Here is a 16,908-nt window from a genome sequence, read left to right on the forward strand (position 1 = left end):
AACTTTCTGTGCCACCAAAATCCCGTCAACGGTTGCAATCGAACGTGCCAATCGGAAATGGAGATGTGAGGGGTGGCGTCAGCGCAAATCCATCGACGGCACAGGGAAAATCCAAGTGCGCTTACCAAACGCCAGCATATTTCAAGGGCGTATACTGATACGTCCTGAAGAGTGCGGCCTGTTCTTCCACCGCCGCGTTGACATTGTAGGTTGCGCCTAGCGGCCGCGTGTGGGCGACAGAGATGGCATCGATGATCGCCATGCGTGCTACCGGCCGCCCGAGGAATGAAGGCCAAAGATGGTCGAGGCCATATCCGGATTCGACATCCTTCATGGACTCGATGCAGATCTGCAGCGCCCGCCGCGAGAAGACCGGGCACATGATTTCAACGAAGCCTTCGAAACGAACGACACTGTTAGGTCGCTGAACCGTCAACGGATGGTTGGGGTAGGAACCCGGACCTTTCTTGAGCGACGGCTGCGCCAGATCCAGACCATGCTTATGCGACAGGTGGAACATCCTGTTGACGTCTTCACCATCGCAGAGCAGATCGTCATCCGGCAGCCAGATCCGCTCGTAGTTCCAGAGCGGGCTGCCTTCGTGGAAGAGATCGTAGATGATCTTGAACTTCTTGGTCTTCGGGATGTGCGCCAGATATTCGTAGGGGCTATTGGAAACCTCCGGCGTCTCGGCACCATAATAGCCAATGCAAAGATCCCAGTTGCGCGAGGCTTCATCGATCTTCTCGAACCAGCGCGGATGGAGCGACTTCGAACCGGCCGGCGCGACCACCAGATTGGGACGCCGCAATCCTTCCTGAGGCTGAACAAGAAAGTTTGCCTTGCGCTCGACGCCCACAGGTGTCGAAAACAGCGGATGTGGAGGATGATCGGCCGGCACCAGCAGATAGGTCGCATCAACGCCGCCAACGACGCCTCGTCCCGCAAGCGCCATAAGATTGCCGCCCTCGATATGGGCGGAATCGAAGATGACCGACGGCAGTCCATCCCTGTCGATCAGGCAAAGCCGGCCGCCCATGACATGCCAGAAGTCGACGCTCGGATCGAAATAATTGCCGATCATGCCATCGGGCGCCAGAACCATGAAGCGCGTAAACATCCCGCGATTGACGTCGCCAAGGCTCCAGAATGTGCCGCTCAACATGTCCTGGGTCAGCAGCGGCGCATCGGACCATTGTATCTGGCTCGCAGGATGCGCTTCGTAGGTGGGCGTATGCAGGCTGTTCGCTGCCAATGACATGTGGACTGTCCCCTAATTCCGAACCCCAGGTAACGGCCCGATCCGAGGAAAGCAGTCAGACGACGTGGCTCCCGGAGATTCGCTCGCGATCGAGCTCGTTTGATCGGCACTTTGGCCATCCTTCCTTTTGCGAAGCTTGTGCGGGAAATCGCCGGACGTCTGCCGCCCGGGACACTTTTCGCGCAATCCAGCCTCGCGAAAGTTGGTCGGCATAAGCTCGGGACTGGAATTTCTGTGCGGGGACAATCGCGCGTTCAGAATATTGCCAAGAACGTCGGTGCTCGGCGGACACGAAGGTCGGTCGTGTCGTCCGTCAGGTCGAGACTAAGAACCACTCGTCTCTTTTACGGTAGCAGAAGATGCATCAGAAGAAAAAGCTGGCCATAATCATCGAAGTCGATAGCTTCATCGGCGACATAATCCAACATCTGTCAAAGACCTACGAAGTCATGGCCATACAGCCAAAGACTTTCAAGGAGATCGAGACGGCTGTGGAATGGGCCGACATCGTCTGGTTCGAATTCTGCAACGAGCTCTTCGTCCATGCGATTAACCAGAACATCAAGCGGCGCGGCAAGCGTGTCATCGCGCGCTGGCATCGCTTCGAGATCGTGGAATCGAATTTTCCCGATCGCATCGATTTCGGCGCCATCGACGATCTGATTCTGGTGTCTCATGACATGCTGCGTGTCCTGAAACTCAGGGCACCCCAGGTCACCCAGAAGACCCGTACCCACGTCGTGTGGAACGGCCTCAATCTCGACAAGTTCAAGCCGATCCCTTCGCTCGACAAGAAGAAGATCGCCTGGGCCGCCAAGCCCTTTATGCGCAAGAACCAGCCGCTGTTCCTGCAAGTCATGCACTCGCTGGTGAAGCGCGATCCTTCCTACACGCTGCATGTGGCCGGCGAACAGGAAGAGTTCGTCATGATGCCGTACCTGAAGCGCACGACGGAAAAGCTCGGTCTCACCCGCAACGTCTTCTTCCATGGCTGGCAGCGCAACATGCCTGCCTTCCTTGCCGACAAGGGCGTGATACTGTCGACCTCGGTACATGAGAGCTTCGGTTATAACATTGCCGAAGCCATGGCTGTCGGCGCCCTACCGGTGGTCCATGATTATCCCGGTGCGGAAGAATTCTGGCCCGACGAAATCCGCTTCTCGTCGGTGGATGAGGCCGTCGAAAAGATCATTGCCGGTCAGACCCATCAATGGACGCAATATGTCCACGAGAAATTCCCTCTCGCCAAGCAGCTGCGCGAACTCGATATCGTCATGGGCGATCGGGTACCCGAAGTCGCAAAACCCGTGAATTGGGCATCGCTGGAACAGCAGGCGGGTTCAAATATGAAGCGGCCCGTCCCGCTTTGGCTGGCTCAGCGGCCAGCACCCGCACAGCAGGTTCAACAGCCCGCGGCGCCTATTCCGCAGGCCATATCGGTGCAGCAGGTTCGCGAAGCCATGCCGGTTGCCGAGGTGGCGATGCAGCCGATGCCGCAGCCCTATCCGACACAGCCGCACCCCATCCCGCCACCATCTGTGGAACGGCTTGCTCCCGTTACGCCGCTGGAACAGCCGATCCGGCGATCGGAAGCTGCCCCTTCCTTTGACTCCACCGGCTATTGGGAGGGCCGTTATCGCAATGGCGGCAACTCGGGTGCCGGCTCTTATGATGTGCTCGCCAAGTACAAGGGACAGTTTCTGAATAGTCTCGCCCGGAAGAAAGGGCTGAAATCCTTTGCGGAGATGGGCTCCGGCGACGGCAATCAGCTGAAATACTTCTCGTTCGACCGCTATACCGGCTTCGATGTCTCCAAGACGGTCATCGAACGCACGATGATGATGTATAGGGACAAGCCGAACTACAATTTCGTCTGGCTGGGCGATCAGTCGCTGGACTGGGAAATGCACGAGGATGCCTATGACTGCGCCCTGTCGCTTGACGTGCTCTACCATCTGATCGACGACAATATCTACGTCAATTACCTCGACCAGCTGTTCTCCCTGCCACAGCGCTATGTGGTTATCTACGCCTCCAATTTCGACGGCCCGGACATTCGTGGCGCGTCGCATGTCCGGCACCGCAAGTTCACGACGGACATCGCAAACCGGTTCCCGCAATGGACCCTGCTGAAGCTGGTGGAGAACCCATACAAGTTCAAGGAATCGACCGAAGCGGATTTTGCGATCTACAGCCGCGACGAATTCGAAAATGCCCTGGATCTGAACGAACTCGACGCCATCAGATGAACCAGCCTGAAACGGAAGAGAGGCGCCGCGGCATGACCGCGGCGCCTCTCTTTTTATTGCGAGTACATCAGGCGCCGAACACTATCTTAGCCGGCTATCTTGGCGTCTTGCCGAGTATCAAATGAGGGGCCTGTTTCAGCCTGAGCGCGATATCCGCAGTCTCGAACGACTGCCTGCGCACGTTCTCATAGTCAGCCAGGCCATACTCTTCGTAGCATTGCCGAACCAGCGCGAAGAAGCGCTCCTTGAGATCGAACGGTAATTGCGGGTAAATCCAATCGAGCAAATCGAACTTGCTGCGAAGGAACCACTGATAGTAGGCCTGCTTCATCTGAGGCAGGCGCGCAAATAGCGATTCCACCTCTGCAAAGGCCTTGAAGACCTCGAATCGCTTTTCGGTGAAGACATTGGTCAATTGCGCCCGGTCCTGATAGACGCGGTGGCCGATGAGATAGCGATTCATCATGCCGATCTTCCGGGCGTACAGATAGATGTGCCAGTGAGCATAGATGTCATTGTGGACGCGCGTCTCCGAGAAGCGGAGACCCGTTTCCCGGCATAGGTTGGCGCTAACGATCTTGTTCCAGGGGAAATTCACGGTGAACAGCAATCGCTCGCACTGGTCGAGCGTAAAAATGCCTATATCAGTATCGCCGAGCAGTGCCTGCCAGGCATCATTATCGATCGGCAGCATCGGATCGAGACGGCCGCTTCTCTCGGTCACATAGCGATAACGAAACACCATCACATCGCAACCATTGGCTTCCATGTGATGGACGACTTCATCGATCGAGCGATGCGCCACCATGTCGTCGGCGTCGAGAAAGTAATAATAGTCGCCGCGGGCGGCGGCCATGCCGGCATTCCGGCTGTATCCCGCCCCGCCATTTTGCGGATTGCGCAGCAGCCGCACCCGCTGATCGCGCTGAGCATGTCGCTCGACAATCATCGCGGTGGCATCGGGAGACATATCGTCGACGACAATCACCTCCAAAACATCACGATTTTCAAGAACCGCGGCAATCGTTTCACCGATGGATTCCTGCGCCTTAAAGGCGGGAATGATGACACTGACTTTGCTCACAGGGTCTCCTGATACTGACATGGATGCCAAACCCTGCAGGTATCGGTTGTCCATGCGCCTCCGGCTATCCAGCCATTTCCGAGGGAGAGGCACCCTCAAAAACGGCAATCGCCTCCTGCCGGGATTGCAGGATGCGCTGACAGGAGCATAGAGAGCGGAACTTGCACTGAACTGGAGCATGAGCGCTTTCCGCAATCAGGTCGCCCAAAACTCTCCAGCCCCGCGAAAGCAATCCGGCTTATTCATGGATCAAAGTCCGTGCATAGAATCGCGCTGATGCCTCGTGGAGAATATCGATGTCTTCTGCTCAAGTTCCCGTCCTTTCGATCTGCGTTCCGACCTATAACCGTCAGTTCATGCTCGAACGGAACGTCAATTTCCACTTGGAAGAATTTCGTCGACTGGGACTCCCTTTCGAAATCGTCATTGTCGACGATTGTTCGACGGATGAGACCGCGGCCTACATTCAGTCGATCTCGCATCACCCGGAAATCAGCGCCTATCGCCGGGCGCGCAATTCCGGTTTCATCAGCAACTACGCTTTTGCAATGCAGAGAGCCCGCGGCCACTACGCGGTTTTCCTCGGCGATGACGACTTGCTGATCCCGGAAAAAGTCGTCGAATATCTTCGCATCATGGTGGACGACAAGAACATCGGCATGATCCAGGCGCCGTGGCTTCTGGTCGACGGCCGGCCGGGCGGCGGCGATATGGAGCCCTTCTATCACCTCTCCTATCCGACGCGTCACACCAAGGGTGACTTCCGCTCGATGCTGGAATTCATTCTCGACAAGCACATCTTCCCCGAATTCATGATCATCCGGCGCGACGTTCTGACGAAGTCGATCTCCAGCCCCACGCCCTTCATCTTCTGGGCCTTCCTCTACACGACCCGTGCATTGGATAAGGCCGATATCCTGTTCATGCCCGAACCTTTTGCGCGCGTGACCGCCGTTTCTGACGATCCGCGCCTGCAGCAGGGCAACAAGGAATGCATGTTCCAGTGGGATACCTACAGGGGCGGCCTCGAATACCTCGCCTCGCAGGCCCTGCGCGACAACCGCTATCCGCCTGACTATCGCGGCTCGCTGATGCCGCGCATTACCGAATTCATGCTGCAGCGTCAGGCGGTCGCCATGCGCCTGCATGTCAATGCGCAGAACTGGGTAGAAGCCTATATCATGTATCACCGCATGGCGGCCTATCTTCCGACGCCGCTGCCGCCGGAATCCTACGATCAGATCCGCAAGCTGGCGGGCATCTCCACCGCCGCAACGGAAGCAATCGCCTTCAACGGCGAGCCCGTCATCATCGAGCCGATCATCGACGATGCCACGATCAACCTTCTCCCGCAGTCGATCCGGCAGCATCTTTCAAGGGAAGCGCCGCAGACCGGCAGCTATGGCGGCAAGCCAAGGGCCTATCTTCGCTTCACGGAGGATTTCCCCGCAAATCCGGGTCCGAAAGACGGCCTGTTCAGCATTCTCACCTATATCGATCAGTTCGTCTGATATCTGACGTTGAACGCCAAAGGAGCTCCGTCGCGCAATGCTCGGCGGAGCCTTTCTTATGGTTTCACATCAGCCCGGTAACATTTCCGTCACCGCAATGATCGGCCCGAGCGGAAACAGGCTGTCGCGCCTTTGCCATTCCGGAATGTCGAGGCTGGAAATGCTGCCGTCCAGAAAAAGCGCATTCGGACATTTCAGCTCGTCGCGAAACAGCGTCGCAAAATCGTGGAAGCGCACCGCGCCATCCGAAATGGCAAAGATGACCTTGCCGTCAGCCGTAACGCCAACGCCGTTTCGTGTCTTCAAGCTCGGACTGTCCGCCAGAAATGACGGATGGAGCTTGCCGCCGACGACCAGCATCGGGCCGGACTGCGTTGCGTAAAAAGGCTTGATGCCAGAGGCGGCGAAGGCCTTGCTTTCCATGATGCCGGCCTTGCTCGATCCGAGATAGAAAACCCCGTTCGGCAACAGATGGAAGTTGCCCCATCCCTTATTCGTGTTGATCGCCTTCACTTCGCGTCCGTTTTCGACGAAGAGGCCGACGGGAGACTGGTCGTCGAGATACATGCCGCCATTCATGGCGAAGCGCACATAGATGCGATCCTCGCGCAGATCGTTTTCGAGCGCCCGGAACGAGCCATAGGGCTTGCCGCTGCGGTCATTCTGGAAAATCTGGATATCGTCGCCGGCGGGATCGAAAGTGCAGACCGTATAGCCGTCGCCGAGATGTTGAACCTTGCGACAGGCTTCGCCGGCTGACGCGGTGGCGGCGAAGGCGAGAACGGCAAGGATGATGATCAATCGAATCAAGCGCATGGCCCCGCATGGATAGCACAGGCTTCAGAACGCATCGCAATGCGGCGAAACAAGGAACGCGTGAGAACTAAAGCTGGAGCGCTGCCATATGGAATGCAAGCTGTTCGGCGGGATAACGATAGCCCGCCCCGACCGGGCAGGCATTGCGTGCAAGACAGCCACCAGCCATGCAGCCAGCCTGCCCTTGCGGCTTGCGCAAATGCGACCGACAGCGTGGAACATCGAACCCCACGGCCGTTATCGCCCCGGCGGGACAGACGGCAAGACAAGGCTTTTCCACGCACAGATCGCATGGATGCGAAGAAATTGGCGGCTCCTCCACTCCTTCCAGAGCATCGGCAAATCCCAATGCGCCGCGATAGCCGTGCCACAGGCCATAGTCCGGATGGATCAGGATGCCGAGCGGCGACGCTTTCAGGTCCTCGGCCTGCATGGCCCATCGCTGAAACGGTTGCCAAGGAGGGTCCGAAGGAAAATAGGCCGTGGCCCCCAACTCGGTTGCGACCGGCCGGATGATTGCCTTCGACCAATCGTCGAGGGGATCTTTGCGTGTCCTGTTGGCGGGCATATCCAGCCATTTCGAGAACGCCGGCCAGATCGAGCCTCCGATATTGCCGAGCAGCGCGACGCTTCGAGCTGTTGTGCCATCCGTCAGCAGCGGCCCCTCGCCTTCATCAAAAGACAGGCTGCCACGAACGAAAACTCCGTGGACGCCGAGCGCCGCACGGAGCTGTTCGAATATTTGCGGGCCGCGGCTCACCGTGGCCCCTTATATGCGTAGTGCGGCCGCCAGACTTCCTTCTGGATCAGGTCGGCAACGCGCGTTGCACCGCCTTGCTCCCTGGCGGCCTCGGGCTCTCTTCAAGTGAAAGCGTCCGGCATGGAATCCTTGCGCTTCTGAATATAGGCAAGCAAGGCCTCGTCGATGACCGGATCGAGCGGCGGCGCTTCGTAGTGATCGAGCCACGAGCGGCAAAGCGCGTTGGCGCGTTCCTCGATGCGCTTCTGGCCTTCGATCTCCCACTGCTCGAAGGAATTGTTGTCGGCGAGCGGCGAACGATAGAAGGCCGACTGGAAATTCGCCTGCGTATGGCCGCAGCCGAGATAGTGGCTTCCCGGGCCGACCTCACGAATGGCATCCAGCGCCTGGCCATTCTCCGAGAGATCGATACCCTCCGCCATCTTCTGCATCATGCCCAACTGATCTTGGTCGATCATGAACTTCTCGTAGGACGAAACGAGACCGCCTTCCAGCCATCCGGCCGCATGCAGCACGAAATTCGTGCCGGCGAGCAGCGTCATATTCAAAGTACTGGCAGATTCGTGTGCCGCCTGCGCATCCGGAATCTTGGAGCCGCAAAGCGAGCCGCCGGTACGGAACGGCAGGCCGAGACGGCGGGCAAGCTGTGCCGCACCATAGGAAACGAGCGACGGCTCCGGCGTGCCGAAGGTCGGTGCGCCCGACTGCATCGAAATCGATGCCGCGAAGGTGCCGTAAAGCACCGGCGACCCTTTGCGGATCAGCTGCGTGAAGGAAGCGCCGGCCAGCACTTCGGCCAAAATCTGCGTCAGCGTGCCGGCAACCGTTACCGGGCTCATGGCACCCGAAAGGATGAAGGGCGAAACGACCGACGCCTGATTGTGCCGGGCATAGACCTTCAATGCACCGAGCATGGTCTCGTCAAACACCATCGGCGAGTTGGCGTTGATGAGGTTCAGCGTCACACAATTGTTTTCAACGAAATCGTCGCCGAACACGATCTTTGCCATGGCGATCGTGTCTTCGGCACGCTCAGGTGCTGTAACCGATCCCATGAACGGCTTGTCGGAATATTTGATATGGCTGTAGACCATATCGAGATGGCGCTTGTTGACCGGGATATCGACAGGCTCGCACACCGTGCCACCGGACGAATGCATCGACGGCGCCATATAGGCGAGCTTCACGAAATTGCGGAAATCCTCGATCGTCGCATAGCGGCGGTTGCCCTCGAGATCGCGCACGAAGGGCGGTCCGTAAACCGGCGCGAAGATCGTCGCCTTGCCGCCGACATGGGCGTTGCGGGCGCTGTTGCGCGCATGCCAGGTAAATTCCTTCGGCGCCGTCTTCAGAAGCTCACGGCAAAGTCCCTTCGGAAAATGCACGCGCTGCCCGCGTACATCGGCACCGGCTTCCTTCCAGAGCGCCAGAGCTTCGGCGTCATCGCGAAACTCGATGCCGATTTCTTCCAGAACCGTGTCGGCATTGCGCTCGATGAGCTGCAGGCCTTCCTCGTCGAGCACTTCGTAGACGCCGATCTTGCGGGTGATATAGGGAAGCGAAGGACCCGGCCCGCCGCCGCTGCGCGAAGCGCGCCGTGCTGCCGCACCCCTGCCCTCGCTGCGCGAACGCCGTCCACCGCCGTCATTGCCTGCAGCCGGTTGCTCAATCATATCGTCCATGATGTTTCCTCACTCCTGCGCATGGATGCGTCTATCATGACCCCATGCTATCCGATTCCGCCAAGCGGACGTTCCTTAATGCGCCAGCAATTAGCATAGGACAGACATGGGCTGCCAATATCAACTGTTCTTCGTCCGTCGCGATTGATCCGTGCGACGTCGCATTCAAAAAGAGTTTTGGCGGCCTTCCGGTCTATCGATAATGGCGGCAGTGTTTTATACAAGTCTCTGATGCATTGCACGAAAACGGGATGGAGCGCATGTCTGACGACGAAATCATTCTCTCGGAACTTTCTGACGAAGAGCTCGTGCAGCAGATGCATGACGACCTGTATGACGGGTTGAAGGAAGAAATCGAGGAAGCAACACAGATCCTTCTCGATCGCGGCTGGACGCCTTACGATGTCCTCACCCAGGCGCTGGTCGAAGGCATGCGCATCGTCGGCATCGACTTCCGAGACGGCATTCTTTTCGTTCCGGAAGTTCTGCTTTCCGCCAACGCGATGAAGGCGGGCATGGCGATCCTGCGGCCGCTTCTGGCGCTGACCGGTGCACCGAAGCTCGGCAAGATGGTGATCGGCACCGTCAAGGGCGACATTCACGACATCGGCAAAAACCTCGTCGGCATGATGATGGAAGGCGCAGGCTTTGACGTCATCGACCTCGGCATCAACAATCCGGTCGAAAACTATCTCGACGCCATCGAGCGCGAACAGCCCGACATTCTCGGCATGTCGGCCCTGCTGACCACGACGATGCCCTATATGAAGGTCGTCATCGATACGCTGAAGGAAAAGGGCCTGCGCGACGATTACGTCGTCCTCGTCGGTGGCGCGCCGCTGAACGAGGAATTCGGCAAGGCCGTCGGCGCCGACGCCTACTGCCGCGATGCGGCTGTCGCGGTCGAGACCGCCAAGGAATTCATGAAGCGCAAGCACAACAGCCTGGCTGCTGGCGCCTGATTGCCGCGAATTCAAGGCCGGCGACAATTAAAGCCTTGTCGCCGGCCGATCCACATCTCACATTAGTTCTGAACGGCCCGCTTGACCTTGTGACCGGCATCTTCCGTCGCGTTGACGGCGTTGGCCGTATCTCTGCCCATGCCGCGAATTGTGTTGGAGCATGAAGCGAGTACCATAAGTACGGCGAAGGCAGCGGCGATTTTGCCTGTTGTCGATGCGGTCATGATCAGGAGCCCCCTTTTGTATGGATGTCGATCGGCAAAATACGGAGAAAAACCCTCCAAACAGTAAACGCATAACAAAGCAAAAGGTTCATGTAATCGCGTGCGGGGCAATCGCGCGCGAAATATTGGCGGTGTCCAGAATAAACGGGCTCGATCACATCGACCTGCACTGTCTTCCGGCGATCTACCATTCCTACCCGCAGAAGATCGCACCGGCTCTGGAACAGGCAATTGCGGATGCCCGCGCGCGCGGCTTCGAGAAAGTCTTCGTCGGCTATGCCGATTGTGGCACCGGCGGTGATATCGACAGGATCTGCGAGCGAGAGGGGATAGAGCGCCTTTCCGGCCCGCACTGTTATTCCTTCTTTACCGGCAACGAAGCTTTCGCAGCGAACGATGACGACATAACCTCGTTCTTCCTCACAGATTTCCTGGCCCGCCAGTTCGAAGCCTTCGTTATCGTCCCGCTCGGCCTCGATCGCCATCCCGAACTGCGCGACATGTATTTCGGCAATTACCGCAAGATGGTCTATCTCTCGCAGGAGGAAGATCCGGCGCTGCAGGCGAAGGCAAAGGAAGCCGCCACCTATCTCGGCCTGGATTATGAATATCGCTTCACCGGCTATGGCGACCTTGCCCGCGAACTGTTGGTCGTCTGATTGCGACGCCCCGTCATTTCCTACCAGCTGCCTCTTTGCCATCACCGACATACTGGACGAGGGATGCACATTCAATCACAGTTCGAACCCGGTAATTTCAAAGGATAATGCCCGTTCCGGACACTCGTAGACAAGCTTTTCATGTCGCGTCGCTTTTCGGCATGTGCCGCGTCGTGGCGAGCGCAGTCCCGAGCTCGGCCGGCGTGCATTCTGGCGTGAAGAGGAGATTTGTGCATGGCGGATCGCATTGTCGTCTATTGGCGGGACATTCCGGCCCAGGTGATTATCAAGAAGGGCAGGCAGACGGCAAAACGCGAGCTTTCGCTGCGCTTTACCGAAGCAATCGACATGTGCGCCATGCGCACGGGCGCGGCCGAAACCGATGATTATCTCGCCGAATGGCGCAAGGCCGACCCGGTGCCGGTATCGGACGATCTCGAAGCTGAAGCAGACAAGGCAGCCGGCGAGCTCGAGGCCGCTTATGACCGCAAGCGGCTGGTGGCGCTGGTGAAGGCCGGAGGCCGCGACAATGGCTGATGCCGTCCAGAAGCCCGGCAATGCCGCAGCGGGCGCAAAGGCTGCCAGCGGCGCCTACACGCCGGCAGGCGTCTCGCCCAACCGCCGCGCCCGGCGCAAATACACGGTCCGCCTCTGGGCGGTGCGTCACTCGCGCTTCTTCGAATGGTTCTATCGTCGCTTCGCCGACGCTTTCCTCCTGCTTCATCCGCTGTGGAAGGCGTTCGGCTATGATCGCGTCGAGCGACCGATCACCTTCATCGAGCGCAATGTGAAGGGCTTCCTGTTCGATTGCCGCATGTGTGGTCAGTGCGCGCTGTCGTCGACGGGCATGTCCTGCCCGATGAACTGTCCCAAGCAACTGCGCAACGGCCCCTGCGGCGGCGTTCGCGCCAATGGCAATTGCGAGGTAGAACCCGACATGCCCTGCGTTTGGGTGCAGGCCTGGAACGGCTCGCAGAACATGACCCAGGGTGATGCGATCCTGAAGGTGCAGAAGCCCGTGAACCAGTCGCTGCGCGAGACCTCCTCCTGGCTTCGCGTCACGGCGGAAGCGGCAGCAGCCCGCGAAGCGGCAAAAAAGGAAGCCTGAGCGATGTCGCATATCGATGAAAATCCGCTTGGCGTCCATCTGCCGCTCGATCCCCTGCCCGGCCATTCTTCGCTCGGGCGGCTGGAACGCGTGCTTCGCCGCGGCGAATTCGCCGTGACAGCCGAACTGAATCCTCCCGACAGCGCCAATGCCGAAGATGTTTACGAGCGTGCCGCCATTTTCGAAGGCTGGGTCGATGGCATTAACGCCGTCGATGCATCCGGCGCCAATTGCCATATGTCCTCGGTCGGGATCTGTGCTTTGCTGACCCGCATGGGCTATGCGCCGATCATGCAGATCGCCTGCCGCGACAAGAACCGCATCGCCATCCAGGGCGACGTGCTGGGTGCCGCCGCCATGGGCGTGTGCAATATCATGTGCCTGACCGGTGACGGCGTGCAGGCCGGCGATCAGCCGGGCGCCAAGCCGGTCTTCGATCTCGATTGCATGTCGCTGCTCGAAACCGTGCGCATCATGCGCGACAACGCAAAGTTCCTGTCCGGCCGCAAGCTGACATCACCGCCGAAGGTCTTTTTGGGCGCCGCCATCAATCCCTTCGCCCCGCCTTACGATTTTCGTCCCTACCGGCTGGCGAAGAAGATCGAGGCCGGAGCGCAGTTCGTCCAGAGCCAGTATTGCTACGACGTGCCGATGTTCCGCGAATACATGAAGAAGGTCAGGGATCTCGGCCTTAACGAAAAATGCTTCATTCTCGTCGGCGTCGGCCCGCTTGCCTCGGCAAAGACCGCCCGCTGGATGCGTTCCAACGTGCCGGGCGTTCATATCCCCGATGAGGTCATCAAACGCATCGAGGGCGCGCAGGATCAGAAGAAGGAAGGCAAGCAGCTCTGCATCGACATCATCAACGAGGTGAAGGAGATCGAAGGCGTTTCCGGCATCCACGTCATGGCCTATCGCCAGGAAGAATATGTCGCTGAAATGGTGCATGATTCCGGCGTCCTGAAGGGCCGTCAGCCGTGGAAGCGCGAGGCAAGCCGCACCGATGCGCTCGTAGCCGAACGACTGCACCAGATCAGCGAAGGCAGGGAAGAAAACCAGCAGGCTATGGCGGAGATCGCTGCCCATCATACGCCGCAGCAGGCACATTGAATTCGAGACGACAGCAGCGGGCCAGGAGAGGAACCGGCCAGCTTGTAACCCAAATCACCGCACGATAGACCAGCTATCGGGCCAACTGACCAGAGGATCAGACATGACGCGTACCATCGTTGCCTCCGCCACCCGCGAGATCATCATAGGCTTCGACCAGCCTTTCTGCGTGATCGGCGAGCGCATCAACCCGACGGGGCGCAAGAAGCTCGCCGCCGAGATGATCGAAGGCAATTTCGACACCGTCATCAAGGACGCTCTGGAGCAGGTTGCCGCCGGTGCGACCATGCTCGACGTCAATGCGGGCGTAACCTCCGTCAACCCGAACGAGACCGAGCCGGGCCTTCTCGTGCAGACGCTCGAGATCGTGCAGGGTCTGGTCGATGTGCCGCTCTCGATCGACAGCTCGGTCACAGCAGCGATCGAGGCAGCGCTCAAGGTTGCCAAGGGCCGGCCGCTGGTCAATTCGGTGACGGGCGAAGAGGAAAAGCTCGAAGCCATCCTGCCGCTGATCAAAAAATACGACGTACCCGTCGTCGCCATCTCCAATGACGAGACCGGTATTTCCATGGATCCGGACGTACGTTTCGCAGTCGCCAAGAAGATCGTCGAGCGCGCCATGGATCACGGCATCAAGCCGCATGACATCGTCGTCGACCCGCTCGTTATGCCGATCGGGGCGCTCGGCGATGCCGGCCGTCAGGTTTTCGCCCTCCTGCACCGCTTACGCAACGAACTCAAGGTCAACACGACCTGCGGCCTCTCCAACATCTCCTTCGGCCTGCCGCATCGTCACGGCATCAATGCCGGCTTCATCCCCATGGTCATTGGCGCCGGCATGACCTCGGCGATCATGAACCCTTGCCGCCCGCAGGAGATGGAAGCCGTGCGCGCCGCCAACGTGCTGAATGGCACGGACGCCAATTGCACCAACTGGATCATGACCTATCGCGATTACAAGCCGGCCGAAGGCGGCGCGGTAGCGGCAGCAACAACGGCAGCTCCGGCTGCTGGCGGCGGACGTCGTGGCGGCCGTGCCGCGCGCGCCGGTGCAGGAGCCACGAGGGAGTAGCGATGACCTATCCGAGCCGCCGGCTTTCAGACGATCTCGCCACCCTGTGGATTGAGGCACCCATGGTGATTGGGATGCGCCTCTCGCAAATGTGGATGACGGCCCTGACCGGCGGCCGCGTGAACACGGCCGAATTTAATCGGATGATCACCGAAAAGATGGCGGCCGCTGGCGAAAGCGTCATCGCTGCGAACATGGCGATGGCTGAACAGAACATTGCGGCAATGACGGCAATTGCGGCGGGGCGCAAAACCTCGACGCACCAGGCGGCAGATTCGATCGCCCGCGCCGCCGTCAAACCATATAGCAAGCGCGTTCGCTCGAACGTGCGCCGCCTCAGCAAACAGAAAGGCTGATCCGTGGCCGAAGCCAGCGACAGCGCGAAACCACTCGTCCTTTTCATGCCATCCGGCAAGCGCGGCCACTTCCCGGTGGGAACGCCCGTGCTGGAGGCAGCCCGCCAGCTTGGCGTCTATGTCGAAAGCGTCTGTGGCGGCCGTGCCACCTGTGGGCGCTGCCAGGTCTCCGTACAGGAAGGCAATTTCGCCAAGCACAAGATCGTTTCGGCCAACGATCACCTTTCGCCGATCGGACCGAAGGAAAAGCGCTATGCCGAGGTGCGCGATCTGCCGGAAGGCCGCCGCCTCTCCTGCTCCGCGTTGATCCAGGGCGATCTCGTCATCGACGTGCCGCAGGATACCGTCATCAATGCGCAAGTGGTGCGCAAGGCGGCCGACGAGCGCGTCATCGAACGCGACCCGGCCGTGCACATGTGTTACGTCGAGGTCGAAGAACCCGACATGCACAAACCATCAGGCGATCTGGATCGCCTGAAGCAGGCAATCGCAGCGGACTGGAAATACGACAATCTCGAAGTGGATTTTCACCTCATCCCGCAGGTGCAGTCGATCCTGCGCAAAGGCGAATGGAAGGTAACGGCCGCCATTCATCGCGATCAGGACAGCGAACGCCCTCGCCTCATCGCGCTCTATCCGGGCCTGAAGAACGAGGCCTATGGCATCGCCTGCGATATCGGTTCGACGACGATCGCCATGCATCTGTCGTCGCTGCTGTCAGGCAGAACCGTCGCATCGGCCGGCGCCTCCAACCCGCAGATTCGCTTCGGCGAGGATCTGATGAGCCGTGTCTCCTATGTCATGATGAACCCGGACGGCCGTGAGGCGATGACCAACGCCGTCCGCGAAGCCTTGAACGGCTTGATTGACAAGGTCTGCGCCGATGGCGGCGTGTCGCGCCAGGATATTCTGAACGCCGTCTTCGTCGGCAATCCGATCATGCACCACCTCTTCCTCGGCATCGATCCGACCGAACTTGGCGGTGCGCCCTTCGCGCTTGCCGTATCCGGCGCCGTGCATCTGAAATCGGCCGAGATCGGCCTGCCGATGAATGCGGGCACGCGCATCTACATGCTGCCCTGCATCGCCGGCCATGTCGGCGCCGATGCGGCCGCTGCAACACTTGCCGAAGGGCCGCATCGCCAGGATGATATGATGCTGCTTGTGGACATCGGCACCAATGCCGAGATCGTGCTCGGCAACCGTCATCGCGTCGTCGCCGCCTCCTCGCCGACCGGTCCTGCCTTCGAAGGTGCCGAGATTTCCAGCGGCCAGCGCGCGGCACCCGGTGCTATCGAACGCGTGCGCATCGATCCCGTCACCCTCGAACCCCGTTACCGCGTGATCGGCATCGAGCCATGGTCCGATGAGCCAGACTTCGAAGAAGCCGCCGCCAAGGTCGGCGTCACCGGCATCTGCGGCTCGGCCATCATCGAGGTCGTGGCGGAAATGTTCCTGACCGGCATCATCTCGGAAGATGGCGTCGTCGACGGCTCGATGGCAGCGCGCTCGCCGCGCATCCTGCAAAACGGCCGCACCTTCTCCTATCTGCTGCGCGACGGAGAACCGCGCATCACGGTGACCCAGAACGATATCCGCGCCATCCAGCTTGCCAAGGCGGCACTTTATGCCGGCGTCAAGCTGCTGATGGACAAGCAGGGCATCGATCACGTCGACCGTATCGGCCTCGCCGGCGCCTTCGGCACCTTCATCGATCCCAAATATGCGATGGTGCTGGGGCTCATTCCCGACTGCGAACTCGACAAGGTCAAGGCCGTCGGCAATGCCGCCGGCACCGGCGCGCGCATGGCGCTGCTGAACCGCGGCCATCGCCGCGAAATCGAGGAAACCGTCAGGAAAATCGAGAAGATAGAGACGGCGCTTGAATCAAAGTTTCAAGAACATTTCGTCTATGCCATGGCCCTGCCGAACAAAGTCGACGCATTCCCGGAACTCTCCAAGGTGGTGACATTGCCGGAGCGCAAGCAAATCTCCGACGATGGCGGAGAAGGCGGCGGCCGCAGGCGTCGCCGCAGCCGCGAGTAAAGAGCGAT

At 59.4% G+C, this 16,908-nt stretch carries 16 protein-coding genes; 10 read left to right on the forward strand and 6 right to left on the reverse strand.

What is annotated here, in order from left to right; genetic code table 11:
- Positions 1–121: 121 nt before the first annotated feature.
- Entirely contained in the window at positions 122–1,261 is a 1,140-nt protein-coding gene (locus ABOK31_RS08745) for a hypothetical protein (protein ID WP_349958553.1), read from the reverse strand.
- Positions 1,262–1,620: 359 nt separating this feature from the next.
- Here ABOK31_RS08745 and ABOK31_RS08750 point away from each other — a divergent pair, with 359 nt between their 5' ends.
- Complete coding sequence (locus ABOK31_RS08750) at positions 1,621–3,510, forward strand: glycosyltransferase (protein WP_349958555.1); 1,890 nt, start codon at positions 1,621–1,623, stop codon at positions 3,508–3,510.
- A gap of 94 nt (positions 3,511–3,604) precedes the next feature.
- On the opposite strand, the gene ABOK31_RS08755 is transcribed toward ABOK31_RS08750, so the two are convergent.
- Positions 3,605–4,594, reverse strand: a complete 990-nt coding sequence (locus tag ABOK31_RS08755; protein ID WP_174179702.1) for a glycosyltransferase family 2 protein — start codon at positions 4,592–4,594, stop codon at positions 3,605–3,607.
- Positions 4,595–4,890: 296 nt separating this feature from the next.
- Between ABOK31_RS08755 and ABOK31_RS08760 the strand changes: the two genes are divergently transcribed.
- Positions 4,891–6,105, forward strand: coding sequence for a glycosyltransferase family 2 protein (locus ABOK31_RS08760; protein ID WP_174179704.1), 1,215 nt, complete (start codon positions 4,891–4,893; stop codon positions 6,103–6,105).
- Between the two features lie 69 nt (positions 6,106–6,174).
- On the opposite strand, the gene ABOK31_RS08765 is transcribed toward ABOK31_RS08760, so the two are convergent.
- From ABOK31_RS08765 to ABOK31_RS08775, 3 genes are all read right to left on the reverse strand, one after another.
- Complete coding sequence (locus tag ABOK31_RS08765; RefSeq protein ID WP_349958558.1) at positions 6,175–6,915, reverse strand: phosphodiester glycosidase family protein; 741 nt, start codon at positions 6,913–6,915, stop codon at positions 6,175–6,177.
- Positions 6,916–6,988: 73 nt separating this feature from the next.
- Entirely contained in the window at positions 6,989–7,681 is a 693-nt protein-coding gene (locus ABOK31_RS08770) for a ferredoxin (protein ID WP_349958560.1), read from the reverse strand.
- Between the two features lie 101 nt (positions 7,682–7,782).
- Positions 7,783–9,363, reverse strand: a complete 1,581-nt coding sequence (locus ABOK31_RS08775) for a trimethylamine methyltransferase family protein (protein ID WP_349958562.1) — start codon at positions 9,361–9,363, stop codon at positions 7,783–7,785.
- 260 nt (positions 9,364–9,623) lie between these two features.
- Here ABOK31_RS08775 and ABOK31_RS08780 point away from each other — a divergent pair, with 260 nt between their 5' ends.
- Positions 9,624–10,325 (forward strand): B12-binding domain-containing protein, encoded by a 702-nt coding sequence (locus ABOK31_RS08780; RefSeq protein ID WP_075851835.1) that lies wholly within the window; start codon positions 9,624–9,626, stop codon positions 10,323–10,325.
- Between the two features lie 62 nt (positions 10,326–10,387).
- On the opposite strand, the gene ABOK31_RS08785 is transcribed toward ABOK31_RS08780, so the two are convergent.
- Positions 10,388–10,549 (reverse strand): entericidin, encoded by a 162-nt coding sequence (locus tag ABOK31_RS08785; RefSeq protein ID WP_174179712.1) that lies wholly within the window; start codon positions 10,547–10,549, stop codon positions 10,388–10,390.
- A gap of 20 nt (positions 10,550–10,569) precedes the next feature.
- On the opposite strand from ABOK31_RS08785, the gene ABOK31_RS08790 reads away from it, so the two are divergent.
- The 7 genes from ABOK31_RS08790 (at position 10,570) to ABOK31_RS08820 (ending at position 16,900) form a co-directional block, all read left to right on the forward strand.
- Positions 10,570–11,208: a DUF1638 domain-containing protein gene (locus ABOK31_RS08790; RefSeq protein ID WP_349958563.1), complete on the forward strand. Its 639-nt coding sequence runs from the start codon at positions 10,570–10,572 to the stop codon at positions 11,206–11,208.
- Between the two features lie 234 nt (positions 11,209–11,442).
- Positions 11,443–11,745: a virulence factor gene (locus ABOK31_RS08795; protein WP_349958565.1), complete on the forward strand. Its 303-nt coding sequence runs from the start codon at positions 11,443–11,445 to the stop codon at positions 11,743–11,745.
- Positions 11,738–12,316 carry a methylenetetrahydrofolate reductase C-terminal domain-containing protein gene (locus ABOK31_RS08800; RefSeq protein WP_174179716.1) on the forward strand — a complete coding sequence of 193 codons (579 nt, stop codon included), beginning with the start codon at positions 11,738–11,740 and terminating at the stop codon, positions 12,314–12,316. Before ABOK31_RS08795 ends, ABOK31_RS08800 begins: the two co-directional genes overlap by 8 nt.
- Positions 12,317–12,319: 3 nt before the next feature.
- Positions 12,320–13,426 (forward strand): methylenetetrahydrofolate reductase, encoded by a 1,107-nt coding sequence (locus tag ABOK31_RS08805; protein WP_174179718.1) that lies wholly within the window; start codon positions 12,320–12,322, stop codon positions 13,424–13,426.
- Between the two features lie 103 nt (positions 13,427–13,529).
- Entirely contained in the window at positions 13,530–14,498 is a 969-nt protein-coding gene (locus tag ABOK31_RS08810; protein ID WP_174179720.1) for a methyltetrahydrofolate cobalamin methyltransferase, read from the forward strand.
- 2 nt (positions 14,499–14,500) lie between these two features.
- Complete coding sequence (locus ABOK31_RS08815; protein WP_174179722.1) at positions 14,501–14,854, forward strand: hypothetical protein; 354 nt, start codon at positions 14,501–14,503, stop codon at positions 14,852–14,854.
- Between the two features lie 45 nt (positions 14,855–14,899).
- Positions 14,900–16,900 carry an ASKHA domain-containing protein gene (locus ABOK31_RS08820; protein WP_349958903.1) on the forward strand — a complete coding sequence of 667 codons (2,001 nt, stop codon included), beginning with the start codon at positions 14,900–14,902 and terminating at the stop codon, positions 16,898–16,900.
- Positions 16,901–16,908: the final 8 nt, after the last annotated feature.

Origin of the sequence: Rhizobium sp. ZPR4, from assembly GCF_040215725.1 — a bacterium.
In the GTDB taxonomy this organism is placed as follows: Bacteria; Pseudomonadota; Alphaproteobacteria; order Rhizobiales; family Rhizobiaceae; genus Rhizobium; species Rhizobium rhizogenes_D.